General features: G+C 66.3%; 14 protein-coding genes. 11 read left to right on the top strand and 3 right to left on the bottom strand.

The genetic code is table 11. The features are described 5' to 3' along the window. Position 1: 1 nt before the first annotated feature. From AC5Y7D_RS28220 to AC5Y7D_RS28185, 8 genes are read left to right on the top strand one after another with little or no spacing between them, the layout of a single operon-like run. Positions 2-1204 carry a virulence factor Mce family protein gene (locus AC5Y7D_RS28220; protein ID WP_499929301.1) on the top strand — a complete coding sequence of 401 codons (1203 nt, stop codon included), beginning with the start codon at positions 2-4 and terminating at the stop codon, positions 1202-1204. Beyond that, positions 1204-2256 (top strand): MCE family protein, encoded by a 1053-nt coding sequence (locus tag AC5Y7D_RS28215; RefSeq protein ID WP_499929300.1) that lies wholly within the window; start codon positions 1204-1206, stop codon positions 2254-2256. Before AC5Y7D_RS28220 ends, AC5Y7D_RS28215 begins: the two co-directional genes overlap by 1 nt. Further along, complete coding sequence (locus AC5Y7D_RS28210) at positions 2246-3319, top strand: MCE family protein (protein ID WP_499929299.1); 1074 nt, start codon at positions 2246-2248, stop codon at positions 3317-3319. The genes AC5Y7D_RS28215 and AC5Y7D_RS28210 overlap by 11 nt, the downstream gene beginning before the upstream one ends. Then, positions 3316-4722, top strand: a complete 1407-nt coding sequence (locus AC5Y7D_RS28205; RefSeq protein ID WP_499929298.1) for a virulence factor Mce family protein — start codon at positions 3316-3318, stop codon at positions 4720-4722. The genes AC5Y7D_RS28210 and AC5Y7D_RS28205 overlap by 4 nt, the downstream gene beginning before the upstream one ends. Next, positions 4719-5873, top strand: a complete 1155-nt coding sequence (locus tag AC5Y7D_RS28200) for a virulence factor Mce family protein (protein ID WP_499929297.1) — start codon at positions 4719-4721, stop codon at positions 5871-5873. The genes AC5Y7D_RS28205 and AC5Y7D_RS28200 overlap by 4 nt, the downstream gene beginning before the upstream one ends. Positions 5874-5883: 10 nt before the next feature. Further along, positions 5884-7554 carry a virulence factor Mce family protein gene (locus AC5Y7D_RS28195; protein ID WP_499929295.1) on the top strand — a complete coding sequence of 557 codons (1671 nt, stop codon included), beginning with the start codon at positions 5884-5886 and terminating at the stop codon, positions 7552-7554. Next, positions 7554-8291 (top strand): Rv1363c family protein, encoded by a 738-nt coding sequence (locus AC5Y7D_RS28190; protein WP_499929294.1) that lies wholly within the window; start codon positions 7554-7556, stop codon positions 8289-8291. Before AC5Y7D_RS28195 ends, AC5Y7D_RS28190 begins: the two co-directional genes overlap by 1 nt. Next, positions 8291-8782 carry a mammalian cell entry protein gene (locus AC5Y7D_RS28185; RefSeq protein WP_499929293.1) on the top strand — a complete coding sequence of 164 codons (492 nt, stop codon included), beginning with the start codon at positions 8291-8293 and terminating at the stop codon, positions 8780-8782. The genes AC5Y7D_RS28190 and AC5Y7D_RS28185 overlap by 1 nt, the downstream gene beginning before the upstream one ends. Here AC5Y7D_RS28185 and AC5Y7D_RS28180 read toward each other — a convergent pair. From AC5Y7D_RS28180 to AC5Y7D_RS28170, 3 genes are read right to left on the bottom strand one after another with little or no spacing between them, the layout of a single operon-like run. Next, positions 8779-9357, bottom strand: coding sequence for a hypothetical protein (locus tag AC5Y7D_RS28180; RefSeq protein ID WP_499929292.1), 579 nt, complete (start codon positions 9355-9357; stop codon positions 8779-8781). The genes AC5Y7D_RS28185 and AC5Y7D_RS28180 overlap by 4 nt on opposite strands. 48 nt (positions 9358-9405) lie before the next feature. Then, positions 9406-10899 (bottom strand): alpha,alpha-trehalose-phosphate synthase (UDP-forming), encoded by a 1494-nt coding sequence (locus AC5Y7D_RS28175; RefSeq protein ID WP_499929291.1) that lies wholly within the window; start codon positions 10897-10899, stop codon positions 9406-9408. Further along, the gene (locus AC5Y7D_RS28170) at positions 10899-11063 is read right to left on the bottom strand and encodes a hypothetical protein (protein WP_499929289.1); all 165 of its coding nucleotides are present in this window, start codon (positions 11061-11063) and stop codon (positions 10899-10901) included. The genes AC5Y7D_RS28175 and AC5Y7D_RS28170 overlap by 1 nt, the downstream gene beginning before the upstream one ends. 121 nt (positions 11064-11184) lie before the next feature. Here AC5Y7D_RS28170 and AC5Y7D_RS28165 point away from each other — a divergent pair, with 121 nt between their 5' ends. The 3 genes from AC5Y7D_RS28165 to AC5Y7D_RS28155 form a co-directional block, all read left to right on the top strand. Continuing rightward, on the top strand, positions 11185-12138 hold the full coding sequence (locus AC5Y7D_RS28165; RefSeq protein ID WP_499929288.1) for an enoyl-CoA hydratase: 954 nt from the start codon (positions 11185-11187) through the stop codon (positions 12136-12138). A gap of 54 nt (positions 12139-12192) precedes the next feature. After that, the gene (locus tag AC5Y7D_RS28160; RefSeq protein ID WP_499929286.1) at positions 12193-13026 is read left to right on the top strand and encodes an SDR family oxidoreductase; all 834 of its coding nucleotides are present in this window, start codon (positions 12193-12195) and stop codon (positions 13024-13026) included. Positions 13027-13287: 261 nt separating this feature from the next. Then, a partial coding sequence (locus AC5Y7D_RS28155) for a cellulose binding domain-containing protein (protein WP_499929284.1) occupies positions 13288-14238 on the top strand: 951 nt, incomplete at its 3' end.

The following is a 14238-nucleotide window of genomic DNA, read 5'->3' as shown; positions in this document are numbered from 1 at the left end:
GATGGCAGGCACTGGATCACGACGGACGGCCGGCCGGGTGGCCGCGGCGGTGCTGGCCGGGCTGTTGGTGGCCTCGGCGGTCTTGACGTACCTCTCCTATACCGCCGCGTTCACCTCGACCGACACCGTCACCGTGGCGTCCAAGCGTGCCGGATTGGTGATGGAGTCGGGAGCCAAGGTCAAGTTCCGCGGCATCCAGATCGGCAAGGTCGAGGACATCAGCTACAGCGGCGACCAGGCCCGGCTGAAGTTGGCCATCTACAGCGACGACCTGCATTACATCCCGTCAAACGCCACCGTGCACATCGCCGGGAACACCATCTTCGGTGCGAAGTCCGTGGAGTTCATCGCGCCCGAGCAGGCCGCCAAGTCTTCGCTGCGCCCGAACGCCACGATTGAGGCTTCCGCGGTGCAGCTGGAGGTCAACACCCTGTTCCAGTCGTTGATCGACCTGCTGCACAAGGTGGATCCGGTGGAGTTGAACGGCACGCTCAGCGCGCTGTCGGAAGGCCTGCGCGGCCACGGCGACGACCTCGGAGCACTGCTTGCCGGCCTCAATACCCTGACCCGCCAGGCCAATCCCAAGTTGCCGACGCTGCAGGAGGATTTCCGCAAGGCCGGCATCGTCACCAACGTTTACGGAGACGCCGCACCCGACCTGAACACCGTGTTCGAGAATCTGCCGACCATCAACCGGACGGTCGTCGATCAGCAGCACAACCTGAACGCCACGTTGTTGGCGGCCATCGGCCTGGCGAACAACGGCTACGAGACGCTGGCGCCGGCCGAGCAGAACCTGATCGACACCATCAACAGGTTGCGGGCCCCCCTCAAGGTGGCCGCGGACTACTCGCCGGAGTTCGGCTGCCTGCTGGCCGGCATCGATCGCGGCATCAAGGAGTTCGCCCCGTTGATCGGTGTCCGCAAGGCGGGTCTGTTCACATCGTCGAGCTTCGTGCTGGGCGCCCCTGCCTATACGTATCCGGAGAGCCTGCCGATCGTGAACGCCTCCGGTGGCCCGAACTGCCGTGGGCTGCCTGACATTCCGACGAAGCAGACCGGCGGATCGTTCTATCGCGCTCCGTTCCTGGTGACCGACAACGCCCTGATTCCCTACGAGCCGTTCACCGAGTTCCAGTTCGACGCGCCCTCGACGCTGCAGTTCCTCTTCCATGGGGCCTTCGCCGAACGGGACGACTTCTGATGGCGGCCGGGAAAATACCGTCGTACCGGTCGATGGTGATCAAGGTAAGCGCCTTCGTCGTGACGATGGTCCTGTTCAGTGCCGCCCTGATTGTGGTGTTCGGCGACTTCCGGTTCGGTTCGGAGAACACCTATCACGCCACCTTCCTGGACGCGTCGAGGCTCAAGGGCGGCCAGAAGGTTCGTATCGCGGGTGTACCCGTGGGCGCTGTGTCGGGAGTCAAGCTCAATCCGGACAACACCGTCGACGTCGAGTTCGGTGTCGACGCCCGCTACCAGCTGTACTCGTCCAGCCGGGCGGTGGTTCGCTACGAGAATCTGGTCGGCGACCGCTTCCTGGAGATCACCTCGGGTCCGGGCCAGCTGGTCAAGCTGCCGCCGGGTGGGACCATCAACTCCCAGCACACTCAGCCCGCCCTCGACCTCGACGCGCTGCTGGGCGGGCTGAAGCCGGTACTCAAGGGGCTGGACGCGGACAAGATCAACACCATCAGCAGCGCCGTCATCGAGCTGCTGCAGGGGCAGGGCGGCGCGTTGGCCAACGTGCTCGCCGACACCAGCAGCTTCTCCACTGCCCTGGGCAAACGCGACCAGTTGATCGGCGATGTGATCACCAACCTCAACACGGTGCTGGCCACCGTCGATGCGCGTAGCGCGCAATTCTCGGCCAGTGTCGATCAGCTGCAGCAGTTGATCGAGGGGCTGGCCAGGAACAAGGACACCATCGCCGGGGCGATCCCGCCGCTGGCGTCGACCACGACGGATCTCACTGAGCTGCTGCGCAATTCGCGCCGGCCGCTGCAGGGCGTATTGGAGAACGCGCGGCCGTTCGCCACCGAGTTGGATACGCGGAAAGCGGAGATCAACAACGACGTCGAGCAACTCGGCGAGGACTACCTGCGGCTGGCGGCGCTCGGCACCTACGGGTCGTTCTTCAACATCTATTTCTGCTCGGTGACGATCAAGATCAACGGGCCGGCGGGCTCGGATCTCCGGATCGGCATGGGCGGCCAGGTGGATTCCAGCAAGGGGAGGTGCGCCTTTGCCAAGTAAAAAGCCAAGCAGTAAGCGCGATCAGGACCCGCTCCGCACCGGCATCATCGGCTTGGCGGTAGTGATCTTCGTGGTACTCATCGCCTTCGGCTATGCCGGGCTGCCGTTCTGGCCGCAGGGCAGGAACTACACCGCGTATTTCAGCGACGCGGGCGGCATCACTCCCGGCAACAACGTCGTCGTCTCCGGCGTCAAGGTGGGCAAGGTGTCCGAGGTCGCTCTGGCCGGCGACACCGCGAAGGTCAGCTTCACGGTCGACCGGCACGTGGTCGTCGGCGATCAGTCGCTGGCCGCGATCCGCACCGACACCATCCTGGGCGAGCGGTCCATCTCGGTGAGCCCGGCCGGTTCCGGTCAAACGACGACAATTCCGCTGAGCCGGACCACCACGCCCTACACCCTGGCCGGCGCGCTGGAGGACCTCGGCCAGAATGCCAACAACCTGAACAAGCCGCAGTTCGAGCGGGCGCTGAAGGTGCTGACCGAGACGCTGCACGACGCGACCCCCGGGTTGCGCGGGGCGCTGGACGGCGTGACGACGTTGTCCCGGACGCTCAACAGCCGCGACGAGGCGCTGCAGGGCCTGCTGACCCATGCCAAGTCGGTGACAGCGGTGCTGTCCGATCGCGCCGGACAGGTCAGGAAGCTGGTGGACGACGGCGATCAATTGTTCGCCGCGCTGGACCAGCGCCGATCGGCGTTGAGTGCACTGATCGCCGGGATCGACGACGTGTCCGCGCAACTGTCGGGCTTCGTCAACGACAACCGCAAGGAGTTCGGCCCGGCCCTGACCAAGATCAACCAGGTGCTGGCCAACCTGAACGAGCGCCGCGACTACATCACCGAGGCTCTCAAGAGGTTGCCGACGTACGCCACCACGCTGGGCGAGGTGGTGGGCTCGGGTCCCGGGTTCAATGTCAACGTCTTCGGCGCCATCCCGGCGCCGCTGGTGGCGACCATGTTCGACGCGGTGTTCCAGCCCGGCAAGCTGCCGGACAGCTTCGCGGACTACCTGCGCGGCATGATCCAGGAGCGCTGGACGATCAGGCCGAAGTCGCCATGACGACGGCAAAACGATTCGGCAGCAAGGGCCTGCGGGCCGTCACCATCGTCGTGTTGGTGGCGGTGCTGGTGGGCGGCGCGTATGTGCTGTTCTCGGCCGGCGGCGGTGGCCGCAAGCTCACCGCCTACTTCACCTCGGCGGTCGGGCTCTATCCCGGTGACCAGGTCCGCGTGCTGGGTGTCCCGGTGGGGGAGATCGAGTCAATCGATCCGCGCGCGTCCGACGTCAAGATCACCATGCGGGTGTCCGACGGCGTCAAGATTCCCGCCGACGCCAAGGCCGTGATCATGTCGCCGAACCTGGTGGCCGCCCGCTTCATCCAGCTCGCCCCCGCGTTCACCGGTGGGCCCGCGCTGCCGGACGGTGCGAGCATCGACCTGACCCGAACCGCGGTGCCGGTGGAGTGGGACGAGGTCAAGGAAGCGCTCACCCAGCTGTCCGTGTCGCTCAGCCCGGCGGCGGGGGAGATGCAGGGACCGTTGGGCGCGGCGATCAACCAGGCCGCGGACACGCTCAACGGCAACGGCGACTCTTTCCACAACGCCCTGCGCGAACTGGCGCAAGTCGCCGGGCGCCTCGGAGATTCGCGCAACGACATCTTCGGCACGGTCAAGAACCTGCAGGTGCTCGTCGACGCGCTTTCACAGAGCAACGAGCAGATCGTGCAGTTCGCCGGCCACGTGGCATCGGTGTCGCAGGTGCTTGCCGACAGCTCGCGCGACCTCGACCACACGCTGGGTTCGCTCAACCAGGCGCTCTCGGATGTCCGGGGATTCCTGCACGAGAACAACTCGACGTTGATCGAGACGGTCAACCAGCTCACCGACTTCACCCAGACGCTGAGCGATCAGAGCGAGAACATCGAGCAGGTGCTGCACGTCGCGGGCCCCGGTATCGCCAACTTCTACAACATCTACGACCCGGCACAAGGCACGCTGAACGGTCTGTTGTCGCTGCCCAACTTCCTGAATCCCACGCAGTTCATCTGTGGCGGCTCGTTCGACACCGCGGCGGGGCCGGCGGGGCCCGAGTACTTCAAGCGGGCGGAGATCTGTCGTGAGCGGTTGGGTCCGGTGCTACGCCGGCTCACCGTGAACTTCCCGCCGATCATGTTCCACCCGATCAACACGATCACGGCCTACAAGGGTCAGATCATCTACGACACCCCGGCCACCCAGGCCAAGGCCGAGACTCCGGTGCCGGAGCTGACCTGGATTCCGGCCAAGGGTTCGGGCCAGCAGGCGCCCGGCAACACCACGGACCTGCAGAGCCTGTTCGTCCCGACCGCTCCCGGGCCGGGTCCGGGTACGCCGCCGGGGTACGGACCGGCGCCGGGACCGGCGCCCGGTCCCGCTCCCGCGGCCCCCGGTCCGCTACCTGCGGAACAAGGAGCGGGTCGATGAAGCGAATCCTGTTGCGCGCCGGTGTGCTGGTCGCCGCCGGCACCTTGCTCTCGGGTTGCGCGTTCAGTGGGCTGAATTCTCTGTCGCTGCCCGGCACCGCCGGCCACGGCAGCGGCAACTACACGATCACCGTCGAACTGCCCGATGTGTCGACATTGCCGCAGAACTCGCCGGTCATGGTCGACGACGTCACCGTGGGCAGTGTGTCCGGCATCTCGGCCGAGCAGCGTTCGGACGGGTCCTTCTACGCCGCGGTGAAACTGGCGGTGGACAAGAACGCGGTGCTTCCCGCGAACGCGGTCGCGAAGGTCGCCCAAACGTCGTTGCTGGGTTCGTTGCACATCGAGTTGGCTCCGCCCACCGACCAGAGCCCGACGGGCAGGCTGGGCAACGGATCGCGAATTCCGGAGTCCAGGACGGGTCGGTTCCCGACCACCGAGGAAGTGTTCTCCGCTCTCGGTGTGGTGGTCAACAAGGGCAACGTCGGTGCGCTCGAAGAGATCACCGACGAGACCTATCAGGCGGTCGCCGGCCGGCAGGGCCAGTTCGTCGACCTGGTGCCAAGGCTCGCGGAGTTGACGTCCGGGCTCAACAAGCAGGTCAACGACATCATCGCCGCGATGGAGGGACTGAACCGGTTCTCGGCGATCCTGGCGCGGGACAAGGACAACCTGGGCCGGGCGCTGGACACGCTGCCCGAGGCATTGCGCGTGCTGAACAAGAACCGGGACAACATCGTCCAGGCGTTCGGCGCGCTGAACAGGCTGGCGCTGGTCACGTCGAACGTGCTGTCCAAGACCAAGGCCGACTTCGCCGCCGACCTCAAAGACCTGTACTCGGCACTGAAGGCGCTCAACGACAACAAGAAGAACTTCGTCACCTCCCTGCAGATCATGCTGACGTTCCCGTTCCCCAACTTCGGCATCAAGCAGGCGGTGCGCGGTGACTACCTCAACGTGTTCACCACGTTCGACCTGACCCTGCGCCGCCTCGGTGAGACGTTCTTCACCACCAGTTACGCCCTGGACCCGAACATGATGCACATGGACGAGGTGCTCACCCCGCCCGACTTCCTGATGGGCGAACTGGCCAACCTTTCCGGCCAAGCGGCCGACCCGTTCAAGATTCCGCCCGGCACGGCGGCACAGTAGAGGCGGGAACATGATCGACAGACTCACCAAGATCCAGCTGTCCATATTCGCGGTGATCACCGTGATCACCCTGACCGTGATGGGGATCTTCTATCTGCGCCTGCCCTCGACGTTCGGCATCGGAACCTACGGTGTCAGCGCCGATTTCGTCGCGGGCGGCGGCCTGTACAAGAACGCCAACGTCACCTACCGCGGCGTGGCGGTGGGCCGGGTGGAGTCGGTGCGGCTCAACTCGAACGGCGTCACCGCCGAAATGCGCCTCAACAGCGGCACCCCGATCCCGTCGAATGTCATCGCGACCGTCAAGAGTGTCTCGGCGATCGGTGAGCAGTACGTCGACCTCGTCCCGCCCGCCAATCCGGCGCCGGGCAAGTTGCGCAACGGCGCGAGTATCGACCGTAACAACACCCGTATCGGTCAGGACGTGGCCGATTTGCTGAAGAAGGCTGAAACGCTGGTCAACAGCCTTGGCGACACGCGACTGCGCGAGGTGCTGCATGAAGCGTTCCTGGCGACCAACGGCACCGGCCCGGAGCTGGCCCGGCTGGTGGAATCCGCCCGGTTGCTGGTGGACGAGGCCAACACCAATTACCCGCAGGTCTCCCAGCTGATCGATCAGGCCGGCCCCTTCCTGCAGGCCCAGGTCCGCGCCGGCGCAGACATCAAGTCGCTGTCCGACGGGCTGGCGAGGTTCACCTCCGAGGTGCGCCGGGCCGACCCGAGGCTGCGGGACACCCTGGCGACGGCGCCGGGAGCGCTTGACGAGGCCAATGAGACGTTCTCCGGTATCCGCCCGTCCTTCCCGGCGCTGGCCGCGAACATGGCCAACCTGGGCCGGGTAGGGGTGATCTACCACAAGTCGATCGAGCAGCTGCTGGTCGTCTTCCCGGCGCTGTTCGCCGCGATCACCACCGCCGCCGGCGGCCAACCTCAGGATGAGGGCGCGAAGCTGGACTTCAAGGTCGACCTGAACGATCCGCCGCCGTGCAGCACCGGTTTCATTCCGGCGCCGTTGATGCGCACGCCCGCCGACGAGACGGTGCGCGAAGTGCCGCGCGACATGTACTGCAAGACCGCGCAGAACGACCCCAGCGATGTGCGTGGCGCCCGCAACTACCCGTGCCAGGAGTTCCCGGGCAAGCGGGCCCCTACCGTGCAAATGTGCCGGGACCCCCGCGGATACGTGCCGGTCGGCACCAACCCGTGGCGCGGCCCGCCCATCCCCTACGGCACGCCGGTGACCAACGGGCTGAACATCCTGCCGCCCAACCACTTCCCGTTCATCCCGCCGGGAACCGACCCCGACCCGGGCATTCCCATCGTCGGTCCGCCGCCGCCGGGTGTGACGCCGGGTCCGGGTCCGGCGCCGAATCAGCCCGCCTATGACCCGCCGCCGCCCAACAACAGCGGACCGCCGCCGGGCAACCCCGCGTGGATGCCGCCGAACTACCCGCCGGTGCCGCCCCAGATTCCGTACCCCAAGTTCATCGAGCCGCCACCGCCGCCGGTGGGGACCGGTCCCGCACCGCAGGCCGACGGGGCGGCGTATTCCACCTACGACCCGGCCACCGGCCGGTTCAGGGATCCCGCGGGCGGCACTGGTATCTTCGCGTCCGGCATCACCGGTACTACCAGCGCCGAGAGCTGGGTGGACCTGATGCTCACTCCGAAACCTTCTTAGTGGATCAAGTGGTGGTAGAAGAACAGGCGCCGACGCAGCGCGTCCGCCGGCGGGCGTCACGCGCGGCGGGTCCGCCCCGCAACGCGTCCGTCAGCGCCGCGGTGGCCGAAGACGGCGCCGCGGCCGCATCGGGCGCCGACTCTGTTGTCGATGCCAAGCCCGCGCCGAAGCGGCCGGTCAAGAAGGGCGGGTCGGTCACCGCCCGGCCACCCCGGCGGCGGCGTCCGCACGCCCGGATGGTCGGCTGGATTTCGCTCGCCGCGTCGGTGGTGCTGATCGCGGCACTGGTGTGGGGTGTGGTCGCGCTGATCTCACAGCACCGGGTGGCCGACGCGCGGCAGGCCCGCGAGCAGCGCTTTGTGGACACGGCCTCGCAGACCGTGGTCAACATGTACAGCTACACCCAGGACACCATCGACGAGTCGGTCAACCGGTTCGTCAACGGCACCAGCGGGCCGCTGCGCAGCAAGTTCGGCACCGAGAATGTCGAATTCCTCAAGCAGCTCTACCGCAAGACCAACGCGACCTCCGAAGCCGTCATCAACGGTGCCGCGCTGGAAAGCATCGACACCGTTAGCGACAACGCGTCGGTGTTGGTGGCGGTGCGCGTGACCGTTGCCGATATCGACGGGGTCAACAAGCCGTCCGAGCCGTACCGGCTGCGCGTCATCGTGCACCAGGACGAGCGCGGCCAGATGACGGCTTACGACCTGATGTATCCCAACGGAGGCAACTGATGCGCCGGTTGCGGTGGCTGGTCACCCTCGCCGGCGTACTCACCGTCTCGGTCGTGGTGGGGCTGTCGGCCGTCGGCGGCTGGTTCTACTGGGACCGGGTGGAGACGCGCGGCGAACAGGCGGCCCGGGCGGAGTTGCCGAAGCTGGCCGAGAAGGAGATTCCGCAGTTTTTCGGCTACGACTTCCAGACCATCGAGCGCAGTCTCAACGACGTGTATCCGCTGTTGACGCCCGATTACCGCCAGGAGTTCAAGAAGATCGTCAACGCGCAGATCATCCCCGAGGCGAAGAAGCGCCAGATGGTGGTCCAGGCCGACGTCGTGGGCGTGGGAGTGATGGCCGCCAAACGCAATTCGGCGACCGCGTTGGTGTACATGAACCGCATCGTGACCGACAAGTCGCGGGAGCCGCACTATGACGGCAGCCGGCTTCGCGTCGAATTCAAGCGCGTCGACGGTAGGTGGCTGATCGCCTATATCACGCCGATCTAGAAGCAGATGGCGATCTGGTTGCAGTCGATCGGGTAACGCTCGACCGGACTCGGTGGGGGCCCGGTCAGTGACAGCGAGAACGGTTCCTTCTTCATGTCCGGCTGTAGGCCGCATACCGCGCCGTGCAACGTGGTGTGCGTGCCGGTCAGAGTTTCGTCGCTGAATGCGTAGGTCTCGCTGGTATCGCCGAAGCCGCCACCGGGGCAGCTGACACCTTCGGACTTGTTCACCGTGAAGGTCCACAGCATGCTGCTCATCCGGGCTCTGGCGCTGAAGTTCTGCAGGTTTTCGGCACGAGTGTTATTTGCCGGGGTGGTGCTGACCACGTTCAGCGCGCAGTTCATCGCGAAGACGATCGGGTCGGAATAGTCGTTCATATTGCGGGTTCCGGACGGCTGCACGCACAGCGCTGTGATGGCCCAACTGGCCCCGGAAACGCCGGCCTGATTGAACGCATAGGTGCCGTCGGCGGGGGGACCGATCGCATAGGCGGGGCTTTCCGATTCCAGCGCCATTCCTGCTGCGACTGCTGAGCCGATGGCGGCACCGGCGGCCAACCCGCGACGGATTCTCACTCGTCCAGTATCACAGCGATGCGCTGCGAAAACCAAGGGTTCGACCGGTCAGACCCCGTGCGCCTCTTCCGTCGACGAGGCGAGCGCGTCGAGGAATGACCTGGCCCAACGATCCACGTCGTGGGCGAGCACCTGACGGCGCATCGCGCGCATCCGGCGCCGGCCTTCCTCGTCGGTTTGGTTGAGCGCCGCCTCGATCGCGTCCTTGACGCCCTCCAGGTCGTGCGGGTTGACCAGGTAGGCCTGACGGAGTTCGGCTGCGGCACCGGTGAATTCGGACAGCACCAACGCGCCACCCAGGTCGCTGCGGCAGGCGACGTACTCCTTGGCCACCAGGTTCATCCCGTCCCGCATCGGGGTGACCAGCATGACGTCACTGGCCACGAAGAACGCGATGAGTTCGTCACGCGGGACCGGCCGGTGCAGGTAGTGGACCACGGGGTGGGCGACCTCGGCGTACTCGCCGTTGATGTGGCCTACCTGGCGCTCGATGTCGTTACGCAGTATCTGGTAGCTCTCGACGCGCTCCCGGCTGGGTGTGGCCAGTTGGATCAGGACGGTGTCGTCGCGCTTGGCGCGACCCTCTTCGAGCAGTTCGTTGAAGGCCCTGAGCCGCACGTCGATGCCCTTGGTGTAGTCGAGCCGGTCGACGCCGAGCAGCACCTTGCGCGGGTTGCCGAGCTCGGCGCGGATTTCGCGGGCCCGGCGGCGGATGGTGCGGTCGCGGGCCGCGTGATCGAGCGCTCCGGAGTCGATGGAGATGGGGAAGGCGCCCACCCGGACGGTTCGGTTGTCGAACTCCACCTCGCCGAACCGCGAACGCACGCCGATCGTCCCCCGCGAGGTGTTGGCTTCGAGCAGTTGGCGCGCCAGGTAGAGGAAGTTCTGGGCACCGCCGGACAAGTGGAACCCCACCAGATCCGCGCCGAGCAGGCCTTCGATGATCTCGGTGCGCCAGGGCAGCTGGCGGAACAGCTCGATGGGCGGGAAGGGGATGTGCAGGAAGAACCCGATGGTCAGGTCGGGGCGCATGGTGCGCAGCATCTTCGGCACCAGTTGCAGCTGGTAGTCCTGCACCCAGACCGTGCCGCCCTCGGCGGCCGCGCGTGCGGTGGCCTCGGCGAAGCGGCGGTTGACGTCGACATAGCGCTCCCACCATTGGCGGTGGTAGATCGGCTTGACGATGACGTCGTGGTACAGCGGCCACAAGGTGGCGTTGGAGAAGCCCTCGTAATACTCGGCGACGTCGTCGGAGCTCAGCCATACCGGGTGAAGCTGCAGGTCGTCCTGGATGATCGGCGCCTCGTCCGGCTCCGCCACCTCGTCACTGACCAGGCCGGGCCAACCGATCCACGCGCCGCGACGTTTGCGCAGCAACGGTTCCAGCGCGGTGACCAGTCCACCGGGGCTGCGCTTCCAGTTGGTGGTGCCGTCGGGCAGTCGCTCCATGTCGACCGGCAGCCGGTTGGCGACCACCACGAAGTCGGAGTCCCCGAACTCTGCAGACTTGGCCCCTGAGGCTCGGCCGCCCCTCGCCGCCATTAGCTGTCGTGCTTCGCCGGACCAATGCCGAGCATGGACAAGAAGATGCGGCATTCATCGGCGTCGGTCGCGTAAGCGGCAACGACACGCCGGGCCTGGCTCGCGGTGCTGTCAGCCAGCGGTTCCACGTCGCCTATGTCACCATGGTCCGTTTTTGTGGGCATGAGTTAACTGTAAGCCAAGCCGGGTGGCGGCCGGTTCCGAGTCGGCGACCCCTGCGGTGGCCCGCTTACACACTCGCCGTAATGTGTAAAGCCCAAGCCCGTGACAAGTGAGGTGGGCGGTATGACCGTTTCCGATCAGGCCGGTGTTGCGGCCGGGACCGACGCGCAATCCCAGGAAGCCGGACCCCCGCAGATGGTCGTCTACGAAACCCTCGACGAGGGCCGCATTGCGCGGATCTGGCTGAACCGGCCCGATGCCCACAACGCGCAGAACCGGACCCTGTTGGTCCAGCTGGACGAGGCATTCTCGCGTGCGGAAGCCGACGACACGGTGCGCGTGGTGATCCTGGCGGCGCGTGGCCGCAACTTCTCCGCCGGCCACGACCTGGGGTCGGAGGAGGCGTTGCTGGAGCGCAAGCCCGGGCCGCACCAGCACCCGACCTTCCGCTCCCACGGCGGCACGCTGGAGCCGATCGTCGAGAAGCTCTATCACCAGGAGTGGCACTTCTTCTTCGAGAACACCCGCCGCTGGCGTGACCTGCGCAAGATCACCATCGCCCAGGTGCAGGGCAACGCCATCTCGGCCGGTCTGATGCTGATCTGGGCGTGCGATCTGATCGTCGCGGCCGACAACGCGAAGTTCAGCGACGTGGTCGCGGTGCGGCTCGGCATGCCGGGCGTCGAGTACTACGCCCATCCGTGGGAGTTCGGTGCCCGCAAGGCCAAGGAGCTGTTGCTGACCGGTGATTCCCTGGATGCCGACGAGGCCTACCGCCTGGGCATGGTGTCGAAGGTGTTCCCGCTCGACGAGCTGGAGGACAAGACCCTGGAATTCGCGCGGCGCATCGCCGAACGGCCCACCATGGCCTCGCTGCTGGTGAAGGCCTCGGTCAATGCCGCCGCCGACGCCATGGGCTTCACCGAGGCGCTGCGCCACGCGTTCCACGTCCACGAACTCGGGCACGCGCACTGGGCGGCCCACAACGAGAACAGATTCCCGGTCGGGCTCCCGCCCGAAGTCGAGGACTGGCGGACCGCCAGGCCGACCAGGGTCGCCCGCCGCGATACGCCGTGAGGCCCGTGGTTCGATAGTCGGAACCTGTTGTAACTTTCGGTGCGAGGGGTCTCTGTGCAGCTTTCATTCCACGACCGGACGTACCTGGTCACCGGAGGCGGTAGCGGTATCGGCAAGGCGGTGGCGACCGGTCTGGTCGACGGCGGAGCGTCCGTGGTGATCGCGGGCCGCAACGCCGACCGGCTGGCCGGGGCCGTGGCCGAGGTCGAGGGGCTGCAGCTGTCCGGCTCGATTCGCTATGAGCCCGTCGACGTGACCAACGAAGACGAGGTCGCCCGAGTGGTGGACGCCGCAACGGCGTGGCACGGGCGCCTGCACGGTGTGGTGCACAGCGCCGGCGGGTCCTTGACCGTCGGGCCGATCACCCATACGGACTCCGAGGCGTGGCGCCGCACCGTCGACCTGAACGTCAACGGCACGATGTACGTGCTCAAGCACGCGGCGCGGGAGATGGTGCGCGGTGGCGGCGGCTCCTTCGTCGCGATCTCGTCGATCGCTGCCAGTAATACCCACCGGTGGTTCGGGCCCTACGGGGTGACCAAGTCGGCCATCGACCACCTGATGCAACTGGCCGCCGACGAGCTCGGGCCGTCATGGGTGCGGGCCAACAGCATCCGCCCCGGCCTGATCCGCACCGATCTGGTCGACGCCAGCGTCATCCAGTCGCCGGAGATCAGCGGCGACTACGCGCTGTGCACGCCGCTGCCCCGGGTCGGTGAAGTCGAGGACGTCGCCAATCTGGCCATGTTCCTGCTCAGTGATGCCGCCAGTTTCATCACCGGCCAGTGCATCAACGTCGACGGTGGTCACATGCTCCGACGCGGCCCCGACTACTCGTCGATGATGGAACAGATGTTCGGTGCGGCCGCGCTGCGCGGAGTGGTGTAGAGCCGCCAGCCGGCAATTATTGCGCCCGGCTAACCATTCATTCCGTTGCGCAAAGTAATGCGCCGCTATCCAGTTTTGGTACCCGCGTGCGCATTGCCGATAGTTTGTAGAGCTGTTTGACAATACGACCCACGTGTTTAAGGAATTGGCTTTCCGTCCACTCGGTGGACCGCCACGTGCTAGGTTCTGAGCAAATGCTTTGTCCGTTCAATATATGTCCGTTATAGGACAAATATTGTTTCGTGATCTAAGGAATTGGACATGTCTTACGTGATTGTCGAACCGGAGGTGCTGGCGGCCACCGCGGCGAACGTCGCCGGCATCGGTTCATCGCTCAGCGCCGCCAACGCCGCGGCCGCGGCCCCGACGACGGGGCTGGCGGCACTCGGTATCGATGAGATATCGGCGGCCATCAACGGATTCCTGAACCTGCACGCACGGCAGTACCAGGCAATCAGTGCGCAGTTGGTGGCGAACGTCAACGCCCAGATCGTGCAGGCGCTCAACGCGGGTGCGCAATGGTATGCCGGCGCCGAAACCGCCATAGCAACCTCGCTGCGGAACGCAGAGCAGCAAATGCAGGGCGTGGTGAGCCTGTTGACCGGCCGCCCGGCCCCGACGGCGCCGTCCACGTCGACACCGAACGAGCCCAGTACCCCGACCACGCCGACCACGCCGACGACGCCGACCACGCCGACCACGCCGACCACACCGACGACACCGACGACACCGACGACACCGACCGGGCTGTCCGCCACGTACACGACTGCCTCGCAGTGGGATGGCGGCTTCATCGGCAAGTACACGATCACCAATTCCGGTGCGGCGCCGATCAACAATTGGCAGCTGCAATTCAATATGCCCACCGGCTCGGCGGTGACGAGCGCATGGGGCGGCCAACTCGCAGCGCCGGGAGCTCAGCAGTACAGCATCACCCCGGCCGGCTACAACGCCACGATTGCCCCGGGCACGACCGTGGAAGTCGGTTTCCAGGCCGCGCATACCGGCAGCTACGCGCCCCCGACGAATCTGCTGCTCAACGGGAGCCCGGTCACTGTCGAGCCGCCGGCCACGCCGCCGACGACGCCGCCGACGACTCCGCCGACGACTCCGCCGATCACGCCGCCGACGACGCCGCCGCCGGGTGGGACGGTGATTTCCACGCAGTACGGGACGACGACGGTCACCGGTGGGTATGTGGTGCAGAACAAT

It is taken from the genome of Mycobacterium sp. NGS49 (assembly GCF_059812565.1).
This window is presented reverse-complemented; position numbering and strand designations above follow the sequence as displayed.